Raw genomic sequence first — 25,558 nt, 5'->3', positions numbered from 1 at the left:
CGTTTATCGATTTAAGTTTGTTGATTTAAGCTTATCAGTCATATCGATAAATGTCAATATGTGATTTTTATAGTTACAATCTGCAAAGTTTATACTACAAATCTGCAAATTTCATAATTGACATTATTCACTTACAAGCGTAAACTAATCATATTCCCATATGCGAATATGTGTATTTGATAATTTGTACGAGGAGACTCCATATGAATCAATTAACCAGTATAAATCAACTAACCAATATCTTTAAACTGCTATCTGATGAATCAAGACTTAGAATGATGGTTCTGCTATACCAACAAGATTTGTGCGTTTGCGAAATATGTGGCGTTTTAAATATGCCTCAATCTAGAGTATCGAAGAATCTTTCAAAATTAAGAGATTTAAATTTAGTCACGGATGAGCGAAGAGAAAAATTTGTCTTTTATTCCCTAAAAAAAGAACATGTTCTGTTGATTCAAGCGCTTCAGCCTATTATAGAACATCTTGACATATATCCTCAGCTTAAAATGGACTCAGAACGGCTTGTTCATAAAGACACCTATTCGAGTCTGTGCAATATTACTTTTGAAACTCAATAAAGGAGATGTAAATTATGTTTATTTTCACATGGCTCAATACGCAGTTACTTAAAATGCAGTGGTTATCTGACCTCGTAAATTATCTTGTTGAAGATATTTTAGGCCTTGATACAGGTGAACGACTTGGCGGTAGCATCCACTTTTTTATTTATGATGTCATCAAGATATTCATTTTACTTTCTGTACTTATTTTTACCATTTCCTACGTTCAAAGTTTTTTCCCACCTGAGCGAACAAGAAAAATTCTAGGAAGATTTAACGGCATCAGTGCCAATATTCTCGGGGCACTACTTGGTACCATTACCCCATTTTGCTCCTGTTCATCCATCCCACTTTTTATTGGATTTACAAGCGCGGGGCTGCCTATTGGTGTCACATTTTCATTTTTAATTTCTTCACCACTGGTTGATTTGGCCTCAGTGTTACTGTTAGCTAGTATTTTCAACTGGAAAATTGCTTTTGCATATGTTGTTGTGGGCCTCATCCTAGCTGTTATTGGGGGGTCGCTGATCAGCAAATTAAAACTTGAAAAATATGTTGAACCTTTTGTCTTTGGCAACAAACTCATGGAAATCGAACAAGATCAATTAACGGTCAAAGATCGCATGCAGTATTCTAAGGAACAAGTGCTTGAGATTATCAGAAAGGTTTGGCTCTATATTTTAATCGGTGTGGGGATTGGCGCAGCAATTCATAACTGGATCCCGGAGTCTGTGATATCGGCAGTCCTCGGACAAGATAAATGGTACTCTGTGCTTTTAGCGACACTTGTTGGCGTTCCCATGTATGCTGACATCTTTGGAACACTTCCAATTGCTGAAGCACTTGTACTAAAAGGCGTCGGAATCGGGACAGCACTCTCATTTATGATGGCTGTTACGGCACTCTCTCTTCCATCGATGATATTACTCAAAAAAGTCGTAAAAACTAGACTACTTGTGATATTCGCTGGGATTGTAACCATAGGAATTCTCATTATAGGTTATACGTTCAATGCGTTTGGATATTTGCTTTTGTAAGGTAGACATGTATTTCATATCTATATATAGACAAACATGTAAATCTATTTAATAAAGAAGGTGAAAACATGAACATTGGCTTATATGCTGTAACTCTTTTGCTACTTTTGATATCCTACTACAAAGATCAAAAGAAAACAAAAATGGCGTTAAAGAAAGCTTTTAAAGCATTTGAAAATATTCTCCCAGAATTTTTGGTGGTGATCCTATTCGTGGGAATATTAATCGCTGTCATCAATCCAGAGGTTATTTCTACAATCATTGGTTCAGATTCAGGTTGGTTCGGCGTTATTTTGGCATCTATCGTTGGCTCTATTACGCTTATTCCTGGATTTGTTGCCTTTCCTACAGCAGCGATGCTCCTTGATAGTGGTGCTGGCTATATGCAAATTGGCGCATTTATTTCAACACTTATGATGGTAGGGATTATTACCCTTCCAGTTGAGATTAAATATTTTGGCAAAAAAATTTCATACCTTCGAAATACTTTAGCTTTTATGTTTTCTTTCTTAGTTGCAGGGATTATTGGATGGGTGGTAACAGCGCTATGAAAAATACGATAAAAAAATACAAAACTTTTCTGATTGTACTTTGTGGGCTTTTTATCCTGACTTTGTTCAACTCTAAACTTGGATTGAAAGCAATGAACGTTACACTCTATTCGTTTAAAGAAATGATGATGGTCATTCCACCGATCTTCCTTTTACTGGGTTTACTGGATGTGTGGGTTCCAAAAGAAACCATGGTAAAATATATGGGAGAAAAATCGGGATTTAAAGGCATTTTGCTTTCAATCTTTATAGGATCTGCTGCAGCAGGTCCCTTGTACGGGGCATTTCCTGTGGCCGCTGTATTTATGAAAAAAGGAGTTTCATTTAAAAACATCCTGATTTTTATTGGTGCATGGTCGACGACCAAAATACCTATGTTTTTATTTGAACTGACTTCTTTAGGTGCTCCATTTGCCGTCACAAGACTGCTCATCGATATACCAGGAATTATCATCATTGCTTATGTGCTGTCAATGATCATCCCTTCAAGCGAAGTTAAGAAGATCTATGAAAAAGCTGAGGCAATTGAATAAATTAAAGAATGATTTTTTTTAGGAGGTTTTAACCATGATTATCAAAGTATTAGGCACTGGTTGTGCAAACTGTAAAAAACTTGAGGCGCATACACGTGAAGCGGTAAAAGAACTTGGTATTGATGCCACAGTTGAGAAAGTCGAAGATGTTCAAGGCATTATCGCATATGGCGTCATGAAGACGCCTGCGCTCGTTGTGGATGAAAAAGTGAAATCAATGGGCCGCGTGTTATCTGTAGAAGACGTGAAACAACTTCTTAAGTAAAAATGAAATGAAAAAAAGTGAGGCGCATCCCTTTGATTAAAAGGTTGTACCTCACTTTTTTATTGTCATGATTGTCACGATTTTCATGATTTATGTACAACTCAATGTAGATGGTCCATTATATCCGAATGATGCGATCTCCAACTTTTTGTGCTTCTTCTTCATCATGCGTTACGAATAAGATACTCAGTTGATGTTCTCGTTGTATTGTTTTTATGAGCAATTGGAGCTTTGTTCTTAAAGTACCGTCGAGACTGCCAAAAGGTTCGTCCATCAAGAGTATTTTCGAGCGACAAAGCAATGCCCTTGCAATTCCTACGCGCTGCTTCATGCCGCCTGAAAGTTCATGTGGATATTTGTCTTTGTGCTCAAAGAGCTCCACTTCCTTTAAAATGGCATGTACCTTTTGAAGGTCATGTTTTCGCTGAACCACCTTTAAATTGCCTTCAACTGTTTTCCAAGGCAAGAGACTCTCAAACTCTTGAAATACAAATGGAAATGGGATGTCAATTGCGTCAAAGACCTCATTTGAGTAAAGAATTTTACCCTTATAGTCATCATCAAGCTGTGCAATCAGATTGAGAAGCGTACTCTTTCCAGCGCCAGATCCCCCCATAATCACCACAATCTCATTTTCAAACACCTCAAGATTGAGCTGGTCAAAGATTCGCTTATCTCCAAATTGTTTGGAGACATTTTCAAGTTTAATTAGACTTTTCAAGTTTTGCCTCCCGCTTTAGTCTCTTAAATAACACCTCTTCTACCGCAATTCCACAGATTGCAATCGCAAACAGACCCGCAAACATTCCAGCAGTATCCATATACATCCTGCGTTCATAAATTAACCAGCCAAGTCCTGAATGTGTACCAATCATCCCAAAGATCATCTCAACACTTAAAAGTGCTCTCCATCCACGACTCCAAGCCACTTCAAGACCTGCGAGAATGTCTGGGCGCATTCCCTGTAAATAGATAGAGCCTATTTGCCGATACCACGGGATTTTAAAGCTTCGAATCATTCGATGATATCGACTGTGGATGCGTTCTTCAGATATAATGCAATGCGTCCAAAGTGGCCAAAGCATTGCATGAATCATAATAAAAAGCATGGCTTTGAAACTCAGTCCCAGCCAAAGAATCACCACTGGCAATAAGGCAATACCCGGAATCGGACTGAGTACAGTTGATAAAAATCGAATATTTATTTTTAGATAATTCGACCATTTGCCCATTAAAACAAACATCAATGCAACGACTAAACTCATCAGCATAGAGACGAACACAATCCCCATACTATAGAGTGCTTTTTCAATTAATTGTTCTTGTATCATCAATACATACAATTTCTGTACAATGGTCAACAAGCTCGGGAACAGTGCTTTTGGATAAAGTTCTAACCAATAGATACTTTGCCAAATACCTGCACATATCCCGATAAAACTCGTGATGATCCAAATACGAGATGCCTTACTTTTTCCAGAAAAGATCTTTTTCATCATAATTGGTTTTTAGGTCTCCAGTTTTTAGCATAAAATCGATAAAGGTTTGAACGCCATGTACTTCTGTAGAAAAGGCCATTTGACCTGATTCTAGATAACGTTCTAAGTCGTCTGATGGATATTCATATGCTTTAGCCAAAATCGCAAGCGTCTCATCGGGATGATCTTCCATAAACTGAACGGATAACTCCAGTGCCCGAACAACCGATTGATACACGAGGTCATTTTGTGTGAATCGCTCTGGGCAAATTGCGACAATAAATGTAAAGTCATCGCCAAAGGCTTCTTGACCGGTTAAAACTTCTCTTGCGCCATCGATCACGAGTTCACTTTGTATAAACGGCGGTGTGGTGAAATGCAAAATAGATTCATCGCCAGATACAAAAGATGTCACGCCATCAGGATGTGACAATGCCAGTAGTTGATTGTCAAAAGCCTTTGCATTGCCTAATTGTTTTTCTGCTGCCATCTGCAGCAATATATGCTGAATACTTCCCGGTTGTGGAAGGATGATGCGGTGTGATTGTGTAAGATCTGCAAGCGACTGTACTTTTGGGTCTTTTGTGATGAGTGACACACGACTCTCAGAGATGCCACACATAATTTTCCAGTCCATACCGTTTTCTGCTCCCAAAAGAAATGGGGGAATGCCAACAAATCCAATATCCAAATCACCTGACAGCATAGATTCTCTGATAGCAGCTGTGTTTCCAAGCTGTTTCCACTCAATTGAAACCTCTTTTAATCCACTGTCTTGAAGGGCACTTTCTAAAAAAGCTTTTTCCTTCATAATTTGAAGAGGTGCATATGCCAGTCCAAATTGTTCTGCTAAAATTATTTTTTCAGGCTGCTGGGTATCTTTTTGAACGTTCGAAACACTTTGTGATTGACAGCCATTCAAACTGACCATCAGTCCACAAAGTAACATGATCAAAATACGCTTCTTCATTTAACGGACTCCTATTCGTTATTTTCTTATTATATTATATCGCATATCCTTTTATTTGTCCTAGGTCGTCGCCGTTTAACTTGAATTGTCTTGATTGATCAGCATATATCCTTGTTGTTCGTCTTTCATCCTTGTTGATTGTCTTTCATCCTTGTTGATTGTCATTTGCTTTAGAATAAACGAAAAAAGTGTATCTTCGCCCCCTAATGAGCAAAAATACACTTTTTGATTTACATGATTTTCAGTTTAAAAAAGCCAAAGACAAAGGCCACATACACATATCCATACTATTGAAAAACCAACAATTGGAAGGATGATTCGCTTTACCGACTTCCAGATGAGTTGATGTTGATCGTCGAACAAATTGCCGTTATAGCGCTGTACAAAGATCGAGATAAATATCAATGTTGATATGACAATAATAGCTATCGCCAACTGATTGATCTGTATGCCACCATAGGCAAGACCTCCACATAAAAGAAGTAATCCGGCATTAAAATAGTAGCCTAACGCGGTAAATTTCGCCATGCTATGAACATCGACATAGCCTTTCATTTCAATCGTTAAAACGTGATAACCTGGTAATAAAAAATACCATTTGAATACCTGAACAGCTAAGCCCATGAATAGCATAAGACCACTTAACATTAACAATATGCTCATTTTGACCTCCCTGTGCTGTTTGAATTCTTTTGTGTCATAACCACGTTATACGCCTCAAGTATTAAAAAAGTATTAATTGTCGCTTAAAATTTTAAGAGTTCGACCTTCTGCCAATTGCGTTGCTTAATTATATCGACTCATTCATATCAGCTCTTTTATATCTACTCATTTTAGTCTTCTAATTTTTCTGAACACATTCTCAACTGAATGTTCAAATTACCATTGCGACATCTCAAGTCGTCAATAAATGCCTTGGTGCTTTTACTTGGCAATAGTTCCACTTCATAATAGAGCTGAAACAGACTTCCCAGCGAGGCTGTTTTAATGCGTTTAAGCTCATGTCGACTTGTATATTGCTCAAAGATATCTTCAAGTGCATGTTCATAATCTACATCCTCAGGAATGGTAATGGATAAAATTTTACAGTCGGTTTCTTTTGTACGAAATCTCGTTTGATAAAGGATGAACATCACAAGGCATAATATCAGTGTGAACACCACTGCATACGCATAGGCATTGGCACCTGCTGCAAGGCCTGCTGCCATTGCAAATAAAACATAAGCAATATCTTTTGGTTCGCCAGGTGCGCTTCTAAATCGAATGATGGAAAATGCGCCTGCTAAACTAAATGCCCTAGCAACATCGCTTCCAATCAACAAAATAATAATGGCAACAACTGCTGGAAGCATGATCATGGTTAGTCCAAAATTTTGAGAATAAGCGCCTTTTTCTGACGTTTTTCGATACGTAAAGCTGATAACACCTCCGCAAAGAAAGGCCATGGCCATTGTCATAATGACCTGAATTAAAGTAAGCGAACTACTCGTTGTGGTTGCAAATAATGATTCAAACATATACTTTTATCTCCTTTTTTATACAAGTTTCAAATTCTTTTCCATATTTCGAAAAACTTGTGGCATATATTTTTTGTTCAGAAAAGGCCTTTACTAGCCAAAGTGGAAAGGACTCCTGTGCTTTCACTTCCATGAGCCAACTGTCTTCTGGTAATAAAAGTTCTCCATTTTGTCCAAGCTCCAAATCAACGCCTATACGACGCGTGCGAATATTGTGATCAAATGTGATTCTCAACTGATCCGCGGATAGAGCCACTCGGTCATATGCGATGAATACCGCTGGTCGTAAATCATATTGTGTGAGAAAGTACTGAAGTTCTTTAAGCACTTGGAAATTATGATAAGGTTTAGGCGGTGGCATTTGCTTTGTTTCAATAAAGCGATACGCTTCTTCCAAAGTCAGAGCACATCTACGTTTGTTCCCTTGTCCCTTATACTTCTTTTTAATCTCCAAATACACTTTTGACTGAAGTGTCGGCTGCCCATATGCACGTAACCTTAATTTTTCTTTATAGACAGGTTTCTCAATGGATTTTGAAATCAATTGATGATCCACTGTATCATAGTAGATGTTGGAAATGGTATAGCATGCATTTTCCTGACTGTTCTGATCGGACGTCATATGCTGTTTGAGAACGGTCATGATGGCTTCATATTGTCTCTGTGTGAGCAGGTATTTTTTTTCAATACGATTAAATACTTCATTGCTTGTCTGTTTGATTGTATTCATGATTGTCACCTCCAAAATGTTTTGCGTCCTGTGTTAGTTTTAGTATAGAATTCATCCCTTTAACGAACCTTAAAAAGAAAAAAAACTTTTTTAAGGTTCATTAAAGCGTTCTTTGGTATACTTAGGATAACTATATAAGCGTTCATTTGATTATGAGGATTCAGGAGGTATTCATGCGCATCCTTTTAGTGGAAGACGAAATGCATTTGGCCGAAGCCATTGCTCAGATATTAAAGAAACAAAATTATACGGTAGACATGGTTCACGATGGAGAAAGTGGATTCGATTATGGATTAAGCGATATCTACGATCTCATTTTACTCGATATCATGCTTCCCAAAATGAATGGACTTGAAGTCCTTAAACAATGGCGAAATGAAGGACTTTCGACGCCTGTCCTTCTCTTAACTGCGAAAAGTGAAATCAGCGATCGCGTCAAAGGTCTCGACACAGGTGCAGATGATTATCTGCCGAAGCCCTTTGCAACAGAAGAGTTGCTGGCGCGTATTCGAGCACTGTCTCGTAGAAAGGGTGAAGTGATTTCCTCCGATGCGCTGATCTATGGAGATATTTCACTCTCCACTCCGACGCTTTTATTAAGTAAGGAAGACCGAGAGATTAAGCTCACTTTAAAAGAATGTGAACTCATCGAATTCTTAATTTTAAGAAAAGGCATGATTGCTTCAAAAGAGTTGATCATTGAAAAACTCTGGGGTTACGATTCAGAAGCTGAAGACAACAATGTCGAAGTCTATATCAGTTTTTTAAGGAAGAAACTCAATTATTTGAAATCAAATGTCAGTATCGCAACGACGCGAGGTGTCGGGTATGCATTGGAGGTCAATCATGTTTCGCAAACTTAGAAATCATTTTTTAATCCTCAATCTAAGCATTATTACCGTGCTCATGCTGATTGCTTTTGTCACGATCTATATTGTCACAGCAAATGACGTTCATCAGTCCATTACGCGGGAACTCTATCGTATAGCAGATTTCAGTAAACACGATAAGCCCATTTCACCACAGAATACTTCACTTTTAATTCCATCTGTGTCAGTTCCAAATGAATCTCAGCAAAATAAATACGGTGACAACGATGAGAATCACGAAGAGAATCAAGAGATTTTTGGTGAACGAATGTCTGCATTTCTCATAAGAACCGATCAAGACCTCACTCTCATTAACTGGGTGACCTTTTTTAAAACAGATGATGATTTTTTAGAAAAAGCACTTCAAACAGCCATTTCTCAAGATGATGAACGAGGAGCATTTTCGCTCGACGATAGCGAATGGGCTTTTATCAAACAGGCGGACTCTTTTGGTTATACCTTTGCATTTGTGGACATGACCACTCAAAAAGAAGTGCTCGATAGACTCATCCTGACTTTTATTGTGGTCTCCATCGTCATGATGGCCGTTATATTCTTTATCAGCCGATTCTTAACGGAAAAAGCCATTCAGCCGATTCAGGAAGCGTTTGAAAAACAAAAACAATTCATCTCAGATGCCTCTCATGAACTTAAGACACCACTTGCAGTTATTGGAACCAATGTAGATGTTCTGTTGGCTTCAGAAGATAATCATGAGAACAAGTGGCTGAAATACATCCAAACAGAAGTGGTTCGAATGGGGCAACTTACCAATGATCTGCTCTATCTGACGCAGCTCGAAAACGCCGAAGATCATCAACTGTTAAAATCAGAGTTTGATTTGAGTCAAATTGTTGAACAAATCCTGTTAGGCATCGAAGTCGTTGCCTTTGAAAAACATATTGAGCTGACCTACGATGTACTTCCAGAGGCGCGTGTTTATGGAAATCCAGAACAACTATCGCAAGTGATCATCATTTTACTCGATAACGCGCTGAAGTATACCCCTGAAAAAGGTCAAATTCAATTGCATCTCAGTCAGACTCAACACCATTATGCACTCTCGATTCGAAATACAGGGCCTGGCATTCAACCAGATGAAATTGACAAAATTTTTGATCGCTTCTATCGCGTCGATAAAGTGCGGTCTCGCGACCACGGCAGCTATGGATTGGGATTATCCATTGCAAAATCCATCATCGAAAAACACGGAGGTAAAATCTCCTGTACAAGTCAAGTCAATGAATGGACGACTTTTACATTTAAGCTTAAATCCCTGAACAAACAGTAAATACCCTCACACTCATTCACACAAAATAAAAGGAGTGACCTTCACATCGAAAAGTACAGCTCGTACTTTCTAAATGGGAAGTCACTCCTTATTTATTTTACTAATTTTACTTATTTACATAATTATTTGATGAATCTGCTGTTTTAGTTATTACTTACTATCTTTTTCGATACGACTAAAGGGCTTCAAATATTTCAGCAGCTACTGACATAGAGACATCTTCTGTTAATTCTATCGCACCTCTATCGCACGCTGCAGCATGCTTTGGATTAATCGGTAATTTTGCCAATACTTTGATGTTGTGTTCATTGGCAATCTCTTCTATATTACTCTTTCCAAAAATCGTATGTTCTTGATCGCAATCAGGGCATTTGAAATACGACATATTTTCGACCATTCCTAAAACAGGAACGTTGAGCATTCTCGCCATTTTTACCGCTTTTGCCACAATCATAGAAACCAAATCTTGAGGCGTTGTCACGATTACCAAACCATCAATCGGTAGGTTTTGACATACTGTCAACGCAACATCACCTGTTCCAGGCGGCATGTCCACAAACATATAATCCACATCGCCCCAAATAACATCTGTCCAGAACTGTTTAACCGCGCCACCGATCATCGGTCCACGCCAAACTACTGGATCAGTCTCATTGGCAAGCAATAAGTTAATCGACATCATTTTAATGCCCGTTTTAGTCGTTACTGGGAAAATTCCAAGTTCATTTGAAGTGGCTTTTTCTGTAAGTCCAAATGCTTTTGGCATCGATGGACCCGTGATATCTGCATCTAAAATCGCCGTTTCATGTCCTCTTCTATTCATTTCTACAGCAAGTAGTGACGTCACAAGCGATTTACCTACGCCGCCTTTGCCACTCACAACGCCGATGACTTTCTTAACACGGCTTAATTCATGTGGTTTTTCAGTCATTACTTGACTGCTTTTTCTGTCTCCACATGATGATGATCCACAAGAACTACAATTTGAATTACAAGACTCACTCATTGATATCCTCCTCAATTTCAATCAATCCTTTTTTTCTTTTGCATTTTGGACAAGCGCCAGCTTCAGAAAATGCACTACATAATCTAAAGTCTCCGCCTTCTATTTTAATATTTCTACCTAATACTAATGCCTGTGCTAACTTTTTACGTGCATCTCCATAAATTCTTTGAACCGTCGTACGAGCAATTCCCATCTGTTCTGCGCACGTTTCTTGCATCAGACCTTCAAAGTCAATCAAACGAATCGTTTCGTATTCCTCAACGGACATGATGATTTCTTCTCCTGTTTCTTCAGTCTGAGCGTCTCCTAGTGGCCCAAAACTACAGACATTGGGCATTTCACATACTCTTCTCCACTTTCTCGGTCGTGGCATAGTTTACCTCACTTCATTATAGGTTACAACACTACACCCATAAGTATAACGCATTTAGAACATATGTCAATTAACAAAAAGTTCATGAACCGTGTTCATTTTAATGAAAAAAACTGTTTATCCTCATTCTTTCGGTGTATAAATCATTATATAAATAAAAATAAATATTAAAGGAGTCTCGGCATCATGTCTATAGAAACGATTCATCAAAATTTTAAGAATGCTCTGATGCAACACGACCGAGGACTTGCAGTCCAAATTGCAATAGAAGCACTCCGCTCAGGTGCTCTGGACATACGCTCTCTTTATGAAGAGGTGCTAGCACCCAGCCTGAATCAAATTGCGAGTAATAACCACGAGCAAGAAGTTCCCATCTGGGAAGAACACGTACAAAGCAACATCGTTAGAACTGTTTTAGAAAATGCATTTCCTTATGTGCTAAAAGAAAGTGCCTCCACGTCTTCAATGAAAGCACTTATTTTTTGTGTAGAAGAAGAATATCACGAAATAGGCGCTCGTATGACCACTGATTTTCTCACCATTCTCGGATTCGATGCGACATTTATTGGTGCAAATACGCCAACGCAAGAAATTGTGCGCGCAATAAAATTTTATCAACCTGTACTCATCGGATGTAGCCTTACGAATTATTATCATTTAACCAAACTTCACAAGCTCATAGATCGCCTTAAAACGGAATTACCTGACCAACACTTTAAAGTCTTAGTGGGGGGCTATGCGGTATTCCACACTTCAAATGTCAAAGATTTGATTCAGGCAGACTACTATGCCCACACATTTGAAGATTTATTGCCTATAAAGGATGCACTATTGCCTATCAAGGATGATTTATCGCCTATAAAGGACGATTTAGCACCTATAAAGGATGCACTATCGCCTATCAAGGAGGATTTACTATGAGATTATCATTTAAAATCGCCTTGAGATTTCTCTCATCCAGTAAAGGTCAGACATTGCTTATTGCACTGGGGATCGCCATCGGGGTCTCAGTTCAGATCTTCATTGGGTCCTTAATTGAAGGACTACAAATTAGTTTGTTGGATACAACCATTGGAAATGCTTCTCATATCACAGTAAATGCCGCTGAGAAAAACACACCTGTTGATGATTATCAAACGATTGCCTCTAAAGTAGAAGCCTCGTATCCTGAAGTTACCTACCTCTCGCCAACAATCACACAAGGGGCTTTTATTCAAATAGACGACAAGACCAATTCCATCGTCTTTAGAGGATTTAACCTTTCACAGGCAGAAAACATCTACGAATTTTCTGAGGCTTTATTAGAAGGTGGGCGATTGCCAAATGTAACTCCAGAAGGCGAGATCAGTGAGGTTGCCATCGGATATAAAATTGCTGAAGATTTTGGACTCAGCATTGGCGATACCTTACAGATGATTACACCAAAAGGGCAAATTTCAGAAGCGGTCATTACCGGTTTATTAGATCTAAAAGTCGCTGCAATCAATCAATCTTGGGTTATCGGAACCTTAGAAAGTGCAGCAGCGCTCTTTGAGCTTCAAGATACACAAGTAACCAGTATCGAGATGCAAATCGAAGAGCCATTTGATGCGGACTTACTATCTGAAAAAATGAAGGCTGACATTTCAAACGATGCCATTGTTTTTGATAACTGGAAAGCACAAAACGAGCAACTTCTCAGTGGATTAAGTGGTCAAAGTACATCGAGTTTAATGATTCAAATATTTGTCATCATCTCAGTTGTGCTTGGAATCGCAAGCGTCCTTGCCATCACAGTGCTCCAAAAATCCCGTCAACTTGGTATTTTGAAGGCCATGGGGATTACCGATCGCCTTTCCAGTCAAATTTTCTTATTTGAAGGATTTTTACTGGGAATATTTGGCGCCATCTTAGGCATCGCCTTAGGATATGGCTTACTCTTTAGTTTCTCAAAATTTGCTTTAAAACCAGATGGTACCCCAGTGGTGCCAATTTACATCAATTATCAATTTATGTTACTCAGTGGTGCAATTGCCATTACAGCCTCTACTCTTGCAGCTATTATACCTGCTTTTAAATCGAAAAAACTCTCTCCAATTGAGGTGATCAAAAATGGATAAATCAATGATCAGACTTGAAAAAGTCAATAAAATATATGGCTCTCAAATCCAAACTCAAGTGCTATTTGATGTGGATTTGGATATTAAAGAAAAATCCTTTAACGGCATCATCGGAGCTTCAGGAAGTGGGAAAAGTACGCTATTAAACATCGTCGGTACGCTCGATAAACCCACAAACGGAAACGTGCTCATCAACGGAATTCGGACGGATCAAATGAAAAAGAACGAACTGGCTAAGCTTAGAAATGAAACCATCGGCTTTATTTTTCAGTTTCACTATCTGCTTCCAGAGTTTACAGCTCTTGAAAACGTACTCATGCCTTATTATATAAAAGGAAGAAAAATGGATAAACGTCTGGTGAGTCGTGCCAGCGAACTGCTTCAGCTCGTAGGACTTGAAAAGGTTCAAAATAATCTTGCAGGCAATATGTCCGGTGGACAACAACAGCGTACTGCCATTGCACGCGCCTTAATCAACTCACCAAAGATCATACTAGCTGATGAGCCTACGGGCAATCTCGATTCTGAAACAACTGAAGTGGTTTACGAGCTTCTCAGGGATATCAATAAGCAGTTCGATACCACCTTTGTCATCATCACGCACGACAGACGCATCGCTGAAAAGACGGATCGGATCATCGAAATTAAAGATGGGCGAATCTACAGCGACTTTGAAAAAACAAAGTGAATGATTGAATACAAGTATAAATGAATTAATTTATTCATTTAGGGATTGAAAATGGAATCCTTAATATGTTAAACTATAAACAAAGTGACAATCCCAAATGACTCACTTCCCATAAGTTAAAGTTATGAAACCAGACAACCCACTCCCAGGGGTTGTCTGGTTTTTTGTTTAAGGTACGAGTCTCTGTCCATCTCTTGGAAAAAGTGACGTTCGACGAACATTTGAAAATCCTAAAAGTTGAGCGGTTATGCGTTCAAGGCCAATTGCAAGTCCCCCATGTGGTGGTGCGCCATACTTAAAGGCTTCTAGATAAGAAGTATACAGTTCTGGTGTCAGCCCTTTTTTCTTCATGCTTTTAATCAGTTCATCATAACGGTGAATTCGTCGACCACCGGTTGTGATCTCAAGCCCTCTAAATAATAAGTCAAAACTGTGTGTTTCTGTTTCTCCACATGGTAGGGTGTACATTGGGCGTTTTTTCTGCGGGTAATGGGTCAAAAAGACAAACTCAGACCCCGTTGTTTCAAAGACATGCTTGTAAATCAATTTTTCCCCTTCAGGATCTAAATCGCCATCAAGCTCTGTTTTTCCATATTGTGTTTTCAATATGTCAATCGCCTCTGACAATTTCATCGTAGGAATAACATCCGGAACCGTTGGCAATACAGTTTCTAAGATTGCTAGTTCTTTGGCATTACGCTCTTGAAGCGCACGGATCATAAACTGAATGAGTCTGGTTTCAAGAGTCATGAGTTCGTACTCATCTTCAATAAATCCCATCTCAAAGTCTAAGCTGACATACTCGTTAAGGTGTCTGCTCGTGCTATGTGTTTCAGCTCGAAATACACTGCCTATTTCAAAGACTCTTTCAAATCCTGCAATGACCATCATTTGCTTATAAAACTGTGGGCTCTGTGCTAAAAATGCCGTTTCGCCAAAATAGTCGAGTTTAAAGACATTAGCGCCCCCTTCAGCACCTTCTTTTACAAGTTTCGGCGTGTGCATCTCCACAAATCCTTCACTTCTTAAAAATTCGGCAAAATACTGCCCAATTGCCGCTTGAACCTTAAAAATGGCATTCTCTTTTAAATGTCTAAGCCCCAATACGCGGTGCTCTAAAAGCGTATCCAGCTGCACTTCAATTTCAGGGCCATTGACTTGAATTGGCAAGTTAGGCTCTGCTCGGTTGAGTTCAGTGATGGACTCGATGAGAAGTTCGTGTTCTCCATAACTATTTTTCCCCGGTTGCATCGTCCCAACGATCTCCAATACAGATTCGTGATTCAATGACACTTTGCCTTCAAGCTCCGCTTCAAGTTCTGGCGTCAAAATACATTGTATAAGTCCCGTCCGATCTCTCATGATGAGAAATGAAATGCTTTTGAGCTTTCTATAGCGATATACCCAGCCTTTAATGAGTATTTTTTCAGACAGATAGTTCCCAGCCGATTCAATGAGGATCCTTTTGAGTTTATTTTCTGTGCTGAATTCTTTTTCTGTGCTGATTTCTTTTGTAATTCCGGTTTCTTCTCTCATACTTATTCTCCTCTCATTTTATTCAAGGCGCTAAAAAGCCCCCTGAATGAACTATTCAAGGGGCGTAAATTACGCGGTGCCACCCTATTTATGACAAATCATCTACGTCGATGGGTATAACCTCCACTAAATAAAAAAACCTTCACTCCATATGTAGGAGCGAAGGTTGTTCGCGGTACCATCCTAGTTTGACAAATTGTCCTCACTTTCCCTTTAACGGTGGATTCCGATGCGGTTTAGGCATATCTCACGAGTGTCTTTCCAGGTACTCATCGTATGAGGCTTTCACCAATCCCTCACTCGCTTTACGGTTTATATCTGTACTCTTTCGATCATCGACTATTTATGAAATCTTAGCATATTGTTTTTTTCCTGTCAACTTAAAAATGATCCTACTGTGACTTAAAAATAAATATGCCCGTCTCAAGAACGTTCTAGATGAAGTTGCATGGATTCAGCATGCCATAAATGAACCATTTCATCCAACGAAAGTGTTTTTTGAAGCCAAAGTGCATGTGCCTCAGGCGATAGAACAAGAGGCATTCTCGAATGAATCGGCGAAATGACTTCATTGGCTTCCTTTGTCAGCACTGAAAAACACCACTCTGTTTCACCCGAGGACTTTTGCGTTTTCTGATAAATTCCCGCTAAGCCAAACATCGCCTGATCGGAAGTGATGGTATGCTGAACCTTTTGCTCAGACCATTCAAAAAAACCACTCACAGGAATAATACATCGCCTTTTTTCAATGGCTTCTCGATAAAACGGTTTTTCTAGAACGCTTTCAATCCGACTATTTATGAGCGGAGATGATTTGCCATTTAAAGGCAGTCCCCACTTCATCATCCCCATGCGATAGTCTTCACCATGAAAGATGATGACTGGCGCTTGATCCGTTGGAAAAAACACTTTCTTTTCCAAATAAATTTGAGACTTAACCTTTGGATGGATATGAAAATAGTTCAGCAAAAAATCCGTATCTGCATCAATGAAAAATCTTCCGCACATAGTGGCTCCTTTCAGCGATTGTCGACATCACACTGCTTTCGTTAATCTATTGAACATTCGTTAATTTATTGATCGCTCGTAATTTCATTATACCCTAAAAAACGCCTTCCATGTCGGCAACTTGCGCCACATCCTTATCTCCACGTCCAGATAAATTGACGATGATACACGCCTCAGGTGACAATGTTTTAGCAAGTTTTAGTGCATAGGCAACGGCATGTGCACTTTCTAAAGCGGGGATAATCCCCTCTGTTCTACTGAGAAGTTTAAATGCATCGAGCGCTTCTTGGTCCGTTGCCGATACATACTCTCCACGTCCTAAATCTTTATAATGACAATGCTCTGGCCCGACCCCCGGATAGTCGAGGCCCGCTGCAATACTGTGTACTGGAAGTGGTTCCCCAAACTCATCTTGAAGTGTATAACAATCAAATCCATGAATCCGACCATAAGTTCCCTTTGTTAACGAAGCTGCATGCTCGTCTGTTTCAAGTCCCTTTCCAGCAGGTTCAACGCCAATAAGTCGAACTGACGCGTCTTCATAAAAAGCATGAAATATACCAATTGCATTACTTCCACCGCCCACGCATGCTACAATTGCTGCAGGTAATTGATTTTCTTTTTCGATTATCTGTCTTCGAGCCTCTTCACCTATAATGCTTTGGAACGTCCTTACCATAAGCGGATAAGGATGCGGCCCAACTGCTGACCCAAGCAGATAGAAAGTATCATCAGCATGCATCACATAGTCACTCAGCGCTTCATCTACGGCATCTTTAAGTGTCTGTCTGCCTCCAGTTGCAGCGATGACTTCTGCTCCAAGGAGCTGCATTCTAAAGACATTTAGTTTCTGACGCTCCATATCCATACGTCCCATGTAAATGACGCACTTCATATTGAACAGTGCGCAAACAGTAGCTGTCGCAACGCCGTGTTGACCCGCACCTGTCTCTGCTACAATTCTCGTCTTTCCCATCCTCTTGGCTAACAAGACCTGGCCGATACAATTGTTGATTTTATGTGCACCTGTGTGATTGAGATCTTCTCTCTTCAGATAAATTTTTGCCCCTCCATTGAGGTCACTTAAGTTCTTCGCAAAAGTCAACGGATTTTCTCGTCCAATATAATCCTTCTGAAGTGCCTTAAGTTCACTTAAAAATAGTGGATCGTCTTTATACTCATAAAATGCTTGTTCCAGAGCTTGCAAAGAGTCATTGAGCCTTTCCGGTACATGTCTCCCGCCGTGTTTTCCAAAATACCCAAGTGGATTTATCACTGATTGAATTTCTACTGATTGTCTTTCTACTGATTGTCTTTCTACTGATTTTAATGTTGTGTTCATGTCACAACCTCCTTTTCGTATTTGATGATTCTATGTGCATAGCGTGCGTCTGCATAGCATCTGTTTGTTTCATTTGACTAACCGTTCATTTGCGCCACATAAAATCACCTCCTACGAAATTTTGGCATATAAAAAGCCCCCTACACAAAATGTGTAGAGGGCGAATGCTCGCGGTGCCACCTCTTTCGCTGAAAAATCAGCCTCATCCAATACGGGAATCCCTTCCGATATCGTATCTCTGTAACGGGAGAAACCCGTGTCCCCTACAAAAGTCAGCGACTTTTTTCAGTTCCCGCTCAGGAGCCCATTCACTGTTTATCCAACTATTTGGCTTCCACCTTTGCCAAACTCTCTATAAGCTTTCTAAATAGCTACTCTTCTCCATCCATGCTTTGCTCATCGATTTTTAACATCATAGCACAGCAATTTTTTATATGCAAGCGTATTTTTTATGCAAGATTATTTTTTTATGTTAAACTACACATGATACGACATGCATGAAAGGAGTCTCACATGAAGACCATTTTACATAACGATTGGCAAAATTTTCTGAGCGAAGAATTTGAAAAGCCCTATTATCAATCGCTTCGGAATTTCTTACTTTCAGAATATCAAACACATCAAATTTTTCCTGACAAGAATGACATCTTTAACGCACTTCACTATACTGCACTAGCAGATGTCAAAGTGGTCCTGATTGGCCAAGACCCCTATCACGATGACAACCAAGCGCACGGTCTCGCTTTTTCAGTGAAACCCACTCAAAAAATACCGCCATCGCTTGTAAATATCTACAAAGAACTTCACGACGATATCGGTTGTCCGGTTCCCTCGCATGGATATTTAAAAAAATGGGCAGATCAAGGTGTTTTACTCTTAAACACGGTCCTAACAGTTCGTGCACATGAAGCCAACTCCCATCAGGGAAAAGGGTGGGAACAGTTTACAGATGCCATCATTCGCATTTTAAACGCGCAAGACAGACCCATAGTTTACTTTCTCTGGGGAAAACCTGCACAAAAGAAAAAGAGTATGTTGACTCATCCAAAACATCTCATCTTGGAGGCACCACACCCTAGTCCACTTTCTTGTTATCGCGGTTTTTACGGCAGTAAACCCTTTAGCCGTGCCAATGTATTTTTAACTTCCCATGGCATCCCTGAAATTGACTGGTCCATTGACCCTATCGAATCTCTCTAAACTTATCCCCAAAGGATAATTTAACAAAATCCACGACGCCTTTCTCGATTGCTTCTTTGTAAATGCAACCGATATAGGCGTTTTTTGACGTCATAATCTCAATTTCATCATTCATTAAAGGATTGAATGTAATCTTTTGTATGTCCGAAAAATGAATCAAATCAAAGCTTGCTGAAGTCTGGCTTTTTCGCCCAAAATTCTTTTCGATCCGTATGTATTTGTTGTGACTATCAATCGCCACTTCCGACATTTCAGTCTCAAAAAAACCGGTTTTCAGCTCCAGATTAAAAGAAATTGTCATCAAATTCACCTCACTAGAGCATGTATAACCAATTTTTTTCATTTCTAACACCTTTTTTTTAAGTGTCATTGACTCTTAGTGTGCTATAATCAATGTAACAAAAGTCAAATGACTGAAACGGGGGTAGGTCAGATGAAATTTTATGAAAAACTCAATTTATTGTTAAGTATACAAAAAATACCGAATAACAAACTCGCACGTGTGCTTTCAGTGGACCCATCTCTTGTCAGTAGATGGCGCAATGGAACACGTGAAATCGCACACAATAGCGACTATTTACAACGCATTGCAGAATATCTCGCATCACATGTCCACGATCCTGAACTTCTGTATGAAATTTTGGATTTGTCAACCACCTCAAAAATTCAGCCCAGTCTTTTATCTGATCGCATATTACTGTGGTTTCAAGATGGATTTTCAACAGACTTATCTCTTGTGAATGCCATTATTTCAAAACTCAACACACAACCCAAAAAAATGCCCACAATGCCAATGATTGAAAATTTTGAACTGCAGCTTGAGAAACCTGACTTTCCACAATTACCCGTTGATGTGTATCTGGGAACTGAAGGTAAAAAGCAGTCTGTTCTTCGTTTTCTAAACAGTGTCCTTCAAAGCCCGTCTCCATTGACTTTGCTCTTATATAGCGATGAGCCTATGGAATGGCTTGCTGGAAGCAACGAATTTTCTGAAGTTTGGGCAAAACTCTTGTTATCACTTTTTCAAAAAGGACATAAAATAAAGATCATTCATACCATTAACCGTTCTCTTGAAGAACTTTTATTTGCTATAGATCGTTGGCTGCCTGTCTATATGAGTGGTGCAGTTGAACCTTATTACTTACCAACTGCACAAGAGAGTTGTTTTAAACGTACGCTCTTTGTCGCACCCGGTCTTTGTGCAGTTAGTTCAAGCGCCATAGTAGGGGCTTCAACATACGAACAACTCTATTATGACGCGCCACAAATGGTGGATATTTTAGAAAATGAATTTATGATTTTCCTAAAAAGTTGTCGTCCACTGATGAAATTGTTTTCAAAAAATCAATTGACGGATTTTACCAAACTTCTCTATGAACTTGAAAATGAAACAGGGGATTTATCCATCATCTCTCAATCGCCTTCATTTGCAACCTTACCGGTTGAAATTCTTTACAAAATTAGAAATTCAGAAGATGTCATTCGGCATCATCAACAACGCTATGAGCATCTATTAAAAACGTTGGAGAATCATCATTTTTTCGAATGGTTATGTTTACCTTCATTGGATGAGTCATTTTCACCCCAGTCATTTGAGTATAAACGATGCGACTGTTTTCTTGACGTCGACTTCTGTCCCACTTTCAAAGACTACGTGGCGCATATTGAACAAGTCCTTCACTTACTGAAGACACAACACCACTATCAGGTGATTCTCATTCAGAAGAGCATTATTCCTGAGAACATCTTGATTATCGTCAAAAAATCTAAAGGCGTCATCGTTTGTAAAATGAACGCGCCTGAAGTTTATATTGCCTTTAATCATCCGATTATGGTCAGTGCTTTTCAAAAGTTTATCGAGGAGTCATCGAGTGGCTATCTCAAAGACAACCACTCAAGAGCACTCACTCAAAAAACATTAGAAACTTGGGTTGATCAAGCTAAAAATCATCCCCTCTACGAAATTTAGCATTGACATTTTCACGCTTATTTGCATTTTTAGAGGATTGTTGAATAAATTGTTTTTCAATGATCCTCTCTTTTCTGCGTATTTTCGCATCTACCATTCTTATTTCTTTCTGCAATTTTTGCCAACTTTCCCATCGTTCTGTGGTCAAACTGCCTCTATAGATGGCTTGTTTTACTGCGCATCCCGGTTCGTTTTGATGCTTACAGTCTTTAAATCGACACTGTTTAACCAATGATTCAATATCCCCATAGACATGCTGCATCCCTTCTTCGGCTTCCCATAAACAAAGTGTTCTCATTCCAGGCGTGTCGATGATCATGCCACCATTTTCAAGAAGGACGAGTTCTCGATGGGTTGTCGTATGACGCCCTTTTGAATCCTTTTCACGAATTTCACTGGTTTTTGCAACATATTCTCCCATGATGGAGTTGGTTAATGCGGATTTCCCTACACCTGAAGATCCGAGTAACGCCACAGTCTTTCCGGGTTTAAAATAACTCTTAATGTCATCAATGCCTTCTCCTGTGACATTGCTTACTGCAAAAACATCTACACCGGGCGCAAAATCACGCGTTTTTTCGATATAAGATTCCGCATCAGCGCATAAATCTTTTTTAGTCAAGATGACCACTGGAATCGCGCCACTTTCCCATGCGGTAATAAGGTATCGCTCCAAACGCTTTAGGTTAAAATTGTGATTGAGTGACTGAACCAAGAACACCACATCGATATTGGATGCCACGATTTGTTCTTTCATCTCAATACCTGCAGCAGCTCTTGAAAACTTGCTTTTTCTCGTTAAGACCGAATGGATAGTGGTTTCAAGTTGTTGATTTGGCGTATGAATCGTGATCCAATCTCCTACTGCAAAAGCTTGCTCCAGTTTCTGGTCTTGTCTAGGTCTAAGAGCATAACACTCTCCTAGCTCTGTGATGACTTTAAGCTTTTGTCCAAAGTCCGCAATGATTCTGGCTGGTAATAAGTCTTGTTCTTTGCTCTCATTTTGTTGCGTTTCCCACTGTATTTTAAAATACGGATCAAATCCGTAAGCTTCTAATTGTGTAAAATTCATTTGATCAGCCCCCTTTGTTGAAACTGTTTCTATCTTTTCCATTTGAATGTGTTGGTTAACTGGTTGATTATTGAAATTGATCACCTCATTTACAAGTATGTGTGTTGGATTCAATTGATTTTGTGTATCTGGCATAGGTCTCCTTTTTCGCGACGCATCGCGCAATGTTAGTTAAAGTATTTTTTAGTTTGTTTTCTATTTCGATAAAATTTCCATTTTTTTCCTTCTCAGCACATAAAAAATCCGCAGAATCGACCATCTGCGGATTTTGACAACAAAAAACACGCCATCAGGCGTGTTAAATTTAACCACTATTTGATTGCTCGAAGGATTGCACAAGCTTGCCTTGTGCTGCTATTCAGTTAGTTGTTGAACACCTCATTTAATTTTCCTAACATGATAACATCTCTCCTTTCTTGCATTTATGTCATTAACATCTTGATTATAGATGAGTCTGAAATCATCTGTCAACCTTTTTTTTAAAACTCATTTTCTTCATCTCGAAAAAAGGAAAATTGAAAATCCTCTCCAAATTCACTGTCTTCAAGGGCTCGAATGGTTTTTTTAAGTCGATACATGCGCTCATCTAAACTTGAAATTAAGTCCGCACACCCCTTTAATTCTGTTTTAACTTCTTTAGGTGCACGTTCACGGTATTTGTAGTAAATCTTATGCTCAATACTCGCCCAAAAATCCATGGCAATGGTTCTAAACTGAATCTCCACTCGTGTAGGTACAATGCCTGTACTGAGTAATACTGGATATTCAATGTGAACATGTAGACTCTTATAGCCATTTTCTTTGGGTTGTTTGATATAATCCTTAATCTGCACGACTTTAAAATCACTATGACGCGTTAAAAGTTCTAGCACTTTGTAAATATCTGCTGAAAACGCGCATATTATGCGGATGCCAGCAATATCATAAATATGATTTCGCGCATTTTCAATCGTCGGTTCAAAACCCTGTCGAATCAATTTTTCCTTGATGCTATTGGTTTTTTTCACGCGATAGCGAATATGCTCAATCGGGTTATAATCGTAATTATTCTTAAATTCTTCGTCTAAAATCGTCAATTTTGTCCGAATTTCCTCTAAGGCAAATTGATGCACCATGAGCAAATCTCGCCATGGTTTTACTTCTTCTGTTAATAATGCCTCGTACACGATATTTCCCCGCTTTCGTCATCAATCTAATTCGTAATGTTCGTTGAATCGGTCTATTCATACCCGAATTTCTCAGGATTATGCGTTTGTCTTTTTTTCCTTTTCAACTAAATCCATTAAATACGCTAAAAACGGTTCTCTTAAATCAGGACGTCTCAATGCCGTTTCCACAGTCGCCTCTAAAAATCCCTGTTTATTTCCCACATCATATCGTTTTCCATCAAAATGATATGCCATCATTTTTTCATCTTTAGCAAGGACTTTCAACGCATCTGTCAGTTGGATTTCGCCATTTTTACCAGGTTCTGTCTTCTCTAGAATATCAAAAACCGCTGGTGAAATAATATATCGTCCAAGTATGGCGACTCTTGAAGGCGCTTCGTCAACTTGTGGCTTTTCAATTAAGTCATTGACCGAATATACGCGCTCTTTTAGCGCTTGTCCATCGACGATTCCATACTTGTTCACATCTTCAAGGGGGACTTCTTGAACCCCCAGTATAGATGCCTGATACTCATCATATGCGCGCATCATTTGTGCTAAGCATGGATCTTCATCGTTGTAAACAACGTCATCCCCTAGCAGTACAGCGAATGGTTCATTACCAACAAATGTTCTTGCACAATAAATAGCATGCCCCAAACCCTTCGGATCTTTTTGTCTAATATAGTGAATATCCACCATCTCAGATACATGCTTTACGAGTTCTAAAAGTTCTGTATTTTGTTTTTTCTCAAGTTCTTGTTCCAGTTCACATGAACGGTCAAAATGGTCTTCAATGGCGCGTTTGCTCTTACCTGTAATAATGAGAATTTCCTCTATTCCAGAAGCAATCGCTTCTTCGATAATATATTGAATGGTGGGTTTATCCACGATTGGTAACATTTCTTTCGGCATAGCTTTAGTCGCTGGTAAAAACCTCGTTCCTAATCCTGCTGCTGGTATAACTGCCTTACGAACTTTCATAAGAATCCTCCCCTAATATGTATTGCAGTTATTATTATACCTTATCTTCTCTTTGAAATGAATTAAATTCCGATTAAAATCTGACCTAAAAACTGGTATACTACAGTTATTCAACTGTGGAAATTGCATAATTACCTTTTCAGTGCGAAAATCATGTGTTGATAAATTTAAAATAGCTCAATCACGGCATTTTAAAAATTGAGATTCTCACAAATAAGAATTATGCAATTTTCTAAACTATCATTTATCATAAAAAAAGGAGATCCATCTTATGAAATCGCAAAAAATGATGTCAAAACATCAAATTCAATGGCTCTGTCTACTTTGTACCGTTATACTTTTATTGTCTGGTTGTCAATCCAAAATCACGACACAGACAACTGAAGTAACGGACGTAACTGTTACGACAGAAGCTTCTGAGAGCACATCTGAAAGCACCACTGAACCTGTCACTTATGATGATCCTGCAATGAATTATCTTATTCAGCTCGATCGCATGGGTGCGCGTATTGCCGGAACTGTGAAAGAAAGAAAAGCAGCAGATTACATAACCACAGAACTTGAAAACATGGGCTATACCGTGAAACGTGATGATTTCACTTACCAAGGTGGCGTTCATTCTGAGAACATTATCGCCGAGAAAAAAGGAACCGGAGAAGGCACCGTTCTTCTAGGCGCGCACTACGATTCCGTGGATGCTTCAAATGGTACAGATGACAATGCTTCTGGCGTTTCTGTTGTTCTACGAGTAGCTCAAACACTTGCCGAAAAAGACACAATTCACACAGTGAAATTCGTTCTATTTGGAGCAGAAGAAGTAGGTCTTGAAGGCTCATATCACTATACAAGTCAAATGTCCGAAGAGGATGTGAACAATCTGATTCTCATGGTCAACTTAGATAGCCTCATTGCAGGCGATATTGCGTATGTTTACGGCAATCCCAATGAGCAAGGCAAATACCGTGATTATATCCTAGAACTGGCAGAGTCAAATCAAATGACTTTGACCACTCAACCGGGTAAAAATCCAGATTTCCCAGCAGGTACAACAGGACCATTTAGCGATCATGCACCATTTGAAGAACTTGGCGTTTCCTTTATATACTTCGAATCGACTAACTGGGATATGGGCGAAAAAGATGGCTACATTCAGTCCTCACCCGAAAATGGCTTAGAGGGCGATTTTTGGCATACTCAGTATGACAATTTCGAAGATATCAATGGCACATTTCCAGGCAGACCAGCTGAAAGACTTAACCTCGTCGCAACACTTCTTGAACAACTACTTGTGATGGATTTGTCTACAATCAAGTAAAAATTAACCTTCACTAT

At 39.2% G+C, this 25,558-nt stretch carries 28 protein-coding genes and 2 other annotated features; of the genes, 13 read left to right on the top strand and 15 right to left on the bottom strand.

Annotated features, from left to right (window positions below):
• The first annotated feature begins 203 nt into the window (after positions 1 to 203).
• The 5 genes from ACZ41W_RS14180 to ACZ41W_RS14160 all read left to right on the top strand — a co-directional run bounded on the left by ACZ41W_RS14180 (position 204) and on the right by ACZ41W_RS14160 (position 2,946).
• Positions 204 to 578: an ArsR/SmtB family transcription factor gene (locus ACZ41W_RS14180; RefSeq protein ID WP_464312645.1), complete on the top strand. Its 375-nt coding sequence runs from the start codon at positions 204 to 206 to the stop codon at positions 576 to 578.
• Positions 579 to 592: 14 nt separating this feature from the next.
• A complete protein-coding gene (locus tag ACZ41W_RS14175) occupies positions 593 to 1,597 on the top strand; it encodes a permease (RefSeq protein ID WP_464312644.1) in 1,005 nt (334 codons plus the stop codon).
• A gap of 68 nt (positions 1,598 to 1,665) precedes the next feature.
• Positions 1,666 to 2,148: a permease gene (locus ACZ41W_RS14170; RefSeq protein ID WP_464312643.1), complete on the top strand. Its 483-nt coding sequence runs from the start codon at positions 1,666 to 1,668 to the stop codon at positions 2,146 to 2,148.
• A complete protein-coding gene (locus ACZ41W_RS14165) occupies positions 2,145 to 2,681 on the top strand; it encodes a permease (RefSeq protein ID WP_464312642.1) in 537 nt (178 codons plus the stop codon). Before ACZ41W_RS14170 ends, ACZ41W_RS14165 begins: the two co-directional genes overlap by 4 nt.
• A 34-nt stretch (positions 2,682 to 2,715) precedes the next feature.
• Positions 2,716 to 2,946, top strand: a complete 231-nt coding sequence (locus ACZ41W_RS14160) for a thioredoxin family protein (protein ID WP_464312641.1) — start codon at positions 2,716 to 2,718, stop codon at positions 2,944 to 2,946.
• Between the two features lie 118 nt (positions 2,947 to 3,064).
• On the opposite strand, the gene ACZ41W_RS14155 is transcribed toward ACZ41W_RS14160, so the two are convergent.
• The 6 genes from ACZ41W_RS14155 to ACZ41W_RS14130 form a co-directional block, all read right to left on the bottom strand.
• A complete protein-coding gene (locus tag ACZ41W_RS14155) occupies positions 3,065 to 3,667 on the bottom strand; it encodes an ABC transporter ATP-binding protein (RefSeq protein ID WP_464312640.1) in 603 nt (200 codons plus the stop codon).
• The gene (locus tag ACZ41W_RS14150; RefSeq protein WP_464312639.1) at positions 3,651 to 4,445 is read right to left on the bottom strand and encodes an ABC transporter permease; all 795 of its coding nucleotides are present in this window, start codon (positions 4,443 to 4,445) and stop codon (positions 3,651 to 3,653) included. The genes ACZ41W_RS14155 and ACZ41W_RS14150 overlap by 17 nt, the downstream gene beginning before the upstream one ends.
• The gene (locus ACZ41W_RS14145) at positions 4,414 to 5,394 is read right to left on the bottom strand and encodes an ABC transporter substrate-binding protein (RefSeq protein WP_464312638.1); all 981 of its coding nucleotides are present in this window, start codon (positions 5,392 to 5,394) and stop codon (positions 4,414 to 4,416) included. Before ACZ41W_RS14145 ends, ACZ41W_RS14150 begins: the two co-directional genes overlap by 32 nt.
• A gap of 246 nt (positions 5,395 to 5,640) precedes the next feature.
• A complete protein-coding gene (locus ACZ41W_RS14140; protein ID WP_464312637.1) occupies positions 5,641 to 6,057 on the bottom strand; it encodes a DUF3784 domain-containing protein in 417 nt (138 codons plus the stop codon).
• 170 nt (positions 6,058 to 6,227) lie between these two features.
• Positions 6,228 to 6,911 (bottom strand): DUF4956 domain-containing protein, encoded by a 684-nt coding sequence (locus ACZ41W_RS14135; protein ID WP_464312636.1) that lies wholly within the window; start codon positions 6,909 to 6,911, stop codon positions 6,228 to 6,230.
• Positions 6,904 to 7,641, bottom strand: a complete 738-nt coding sequence (locus ACZ41W_RS14130) for a VTC domain-containing protein (protein WP_464312635.1) — start codon at positions 7,639 to 7,641, stop codon at positions 6,904 to 6,906. Before ACZ41W_RS14130 ends, ACZ41W_RS14135 begins: the two co-directional genes overlap by 8 nt.
• A gap of 173 nt (positions 7,642 to 7,814) precedes the next feature.
• Here ACZ41W_RS14130 and ACZ41W_RS14125 point away from each other — a divergent pair, with 173 nt between their 5' ends.
• Both ACZ41W_RS14125 and ACZ41W_RS14120 read left to right on the top strand, forming a co-directional pair.
• Positions 7,815 to 8,504 (top strand): response regulator transcription factor, encoded by a 690-nt coding sequence (locus ACZ41W_RS14125; RefSeq protein ID WP_464312634.1) that lies wholly within the window; start codon positions 7,815 to 7,817, stop codon positions 8,502 to 8,504.
• Positions 8,488 to 9,801 (top strand): sensor histidine kinase, encoded by a 1,314-nt coding sequence (locus ACZ41W_RS14120; RefSeq protein ID WP_464312633.1) that lies wholly within the window; start codon positions 8,488 to 8,490, stop codon positions 9,799 to 9,801. The genes ACZ41W_RS14125 and ACZ41W_RS14120 overlap by 17 nt, the downstream gene beginning before the upstream one ends.
• 175 nt (positions 9,802 to 9,976) lie before the next feature.
• On the opposite strand, the gene ACZ41W_RS14115 is transcribed toward ACZ41W_RS14120, so the two are convergent.
• Together ACZ41W_RS14115 and ACZ41W_RS14110 are read right to left on the bottom strand one after the other, a co-directional pair.
• On the bottom strand, positions 9,977 to 10,807 hold the full coding sequence (locus ACZ41W_RS14115; RefSeq protein ID WP_464312632.1) for a P-loop NTPase: 831 nt from the start codon (positions 10,805 to 10,807) through the stop codon (positions 9,977 to 9,979).
• Entirely contained in the window at positions 10,800 to 11,180 is a 381-nt protein-coding gene (locus ACZ41W_RS14110) for a DUF134 domain-containing protein (RefSeq protein WP_464312631.1), read from the bottom strand. Before ACZ41W_RS14110 ends, ACZ41W_RS14115 begins: the two co-directional genes overlap by 8 nt.
• Before the next feature lie 186 nt (positions 11,181 to 11,366).
• Here ACZ41W_RS14110 and ACZ41W_RS14105 point away from each other — a divergent pair, with 186 nt between their 5' ends.
• Genes ACZ41W_RS14105 through ACZ41W_RS14095 form a run of 3 tightly spaced genes read left to right on the top strand, consistent with a single transcriptional unit; the run spans position 11,367 to position 13,967 of the window.
• Complete coding sequence (locus ACZ41W_RS14105; protein ID WP_464312630.1) at positions 11,367 to 12,101, top strand: cobalamin B12-binding domain-containing protein; 735 nt, start codon at positions 11,367 to 11,369, stop codon at positions 12,099 to 12,101.
• Positions 12,098 to 13,279, top strand: a complete 1,182-nt coding sequence (locus ACZ41W_RS14100; RefSeq protein ID WP_464312629.1) for an ABC transporter permease — start codon at positions 12,098 to 12,100, stop codon at positions 13,277 to 13,279. Before ACZ41W_RS14105 ends, ACZ41W_RS14100 begins: the two co-directional genes overlap by 4 nt.
• The gene (locus tag ACZ41W_RS14095) at positions 13,272 to 13,967 is read left to right on the top strand and encodes an ABC transporter ATP-binding protein (protein ID WP_464312628.1); all 696 of its coding nucleotides are present in this window, start codon (positions 13,272 to 13,274) and stop codon (positions 13,965 to 13,967) included. The genes ACZ41W_RS14100 and ACZ41W_RS14095 overlap by 8 nt, the downstream gene beginning before the upstream one ends.
• Before the next feature lie 168 nt (positions 13,968 to 14,135).
• Here the strand turns inward: ACZ41W_RS14095 and aspS are convergent, their stop codons facing one another.
• The 3 genes from aspS to trpB all read right to left on the bottom strand — a co-directional run bounded on the left by aspS (position 14,136) and on the right by trpB (position 17,853).
• Complete coding sequence (aspS, locus tag ACZ41W_RS14090; protein ID WP_464312627.1) at positions 14,136 to 15,503, bottom strand: aspartate--tRNA(Asn) ligase; 1,368 nt, start codon at positions 15,501 to 15,503, stop codon at positions 14,136 to 14,138.
• 152 nt (positions 15,504 to 15,655) lie between these two features.
• Positions 15,656 to 15,848: a binding site (T-box leader), on the bottom strand.
• Between the two features lie 78 nt (positions 15,849 to 15,926).
• On the bottom strand, positions 15,927 to 16,511 hold the full coding sequence (locus tag ACZ41W_RS14085; protein ID WP_464312626.1) for an SOS response-associated peptidase: 585 nt from the start codon (positions 16,509 to 16,511) through the stop codon (positions 15,927 to 15,929).
• A gap of 94 nt (positions 16,512 to 16,605) precedes the next feature.
• A complete protein-coding gene (gene trpB / locus ACZ41W_RS14080; protein ID WP_464312625.1) occupies positions 16,606 to 17,853 on the bottom strand; it encodes a tryptophan synthase subunit beta in 1,248 nt (415 codons plus the stop codon).
• A gap of 153 nt (positions 17,854 to 18,006) precedes the next feature.
• Positions 18,007 to 18,250 (bottom strand) — a binding site (T-box leader).
• Positions 18,251 to 18,366: 116 nt separating this feature from the next.
• Here trpB and ACZ41W_RS14075 point away from each other — a divergent pair.
• A complete protein-coding gene (locus tag ACZ41W_RS14075; protein WP_464312624.1) occupies positions 18,367 to 19,053 on the top strand; it encodes a uracil-DNA glycosylase in 687 nt (228 codons plus the stop codon).
• Here the strand turns inward: ACZ41W_RS14075 and ACZ41W_RS14070 are convergent.
• Positions 19,037 to 19,396: a hypothetical protein gene (locus ACZ41W_RS14070; protein ID WP_464312623.1), complete on the bottom strand. Its 360-nt coding sequence runs from the start codon at positions 19,394 to 19,396 to the stop codon at positions 19,037 to 19,039. The two genes, ACZ41W_RS14075 and ACZ41W_RS14070, sit on opposite strands and share 17 nt — an antisense overlap.
• A gap of 90 nt (positions 19,397 to 19,486) precedes the next feature.
• Here ACZ41W_RS14070 and ACZ41W_RS14065 point away from each other — a divergent pair, with 90 nt between their 5' ends.
• Positions 19,487 to 21,022 (top strand): hypothetical protein, encoded by a 1,536-nt coding sequence (locus tag ACZ41W_RS14065; protein ID WP_464312622.1) that lies wholly within the window; start codon positions 19,487 to 19,489, stop codon positions 21,020 to 21,022.
• Here the strand turns inward: ACZ41W_RS14065 and rsgA are convergent.
• The 3 genes from rsgA to galU all read right to left on the bottom strand — a co-directional run bounded on the left by rsgA (position 20,994) and on the right by galU (position 24,226).
• Positions 20,994 to 22,229: a ribosome small subunit-dependent GTPase A gene (gene rsgA, locus ACZ41W_RS14060; protein WP_464312621.1), complete on the bottom strand. Its 1,236-nt coding sequence runs from the start codon at positions 22,227 to 22,229 to the stop codon at positions 20,994 to 20,996. The genes ACZ41W_RS14065 and rsgA overlap by 29 nt on opposite strands.
• A gap of 344 nt (positions 22,230 to 22,573) precedes the next feature.
• Positions 22,574 to 23,260 (bottom strand): GTP pyrophosphokinase, encoded by a 687-nt coding sequence (locus ACZ41W_RS14055; protein ID WP_464312620.1) that lies wholly within the window; start codon positions 23,258 to 23,260, stop codon positions 22,574 to 22,576.
• A gap of 78 nt (positions 23,261 to 23,338) precedes the next feature.
• Positions 23,339 to 24,226 carry a UTP--glucose-1-phosphate uridylyltransferase GalU gene (gene galU / locus ACZ41W_RS14050; RefSeq protein ID WP_464312619.1) on the bottom strand — a complete coding sequence of 296 codons (888 nt, stop codon included), beginning with the start codon at positions 24,224 to 24,226 and terminating at the stop codon, positions 23,339 to 23,341.
• A gap of 271 nt (positions 24,227 to 24,497) precedes the next feature.
• On the opposite strand from galU, the gene ACZ41W_RS14045 reads away from it, so the two are divergent.
• Positions 24,498 to 25,541: a M28 family metallopeptidase gene (locus ACZ41W_RS14045; RefSeq protein WP_464312618.1), complete on the top strand. Its 1,044-nt coding sequence runs from the start codon at positions 24,498 to 24,500 to the stop codon at positions 25,539 to 25,541.
• The last annotated feature ends 17 nt before the right edge of the window (positions 25,542 to 25,558 follow it).

The organism is Fusibacter fontis (assembly GCF_055378735.1).
The sequence above is the reverse complement of the archived record's forward strand: the minus strand, read 5'-3'. Positions and strand labels throughout refer to the sequence as shown.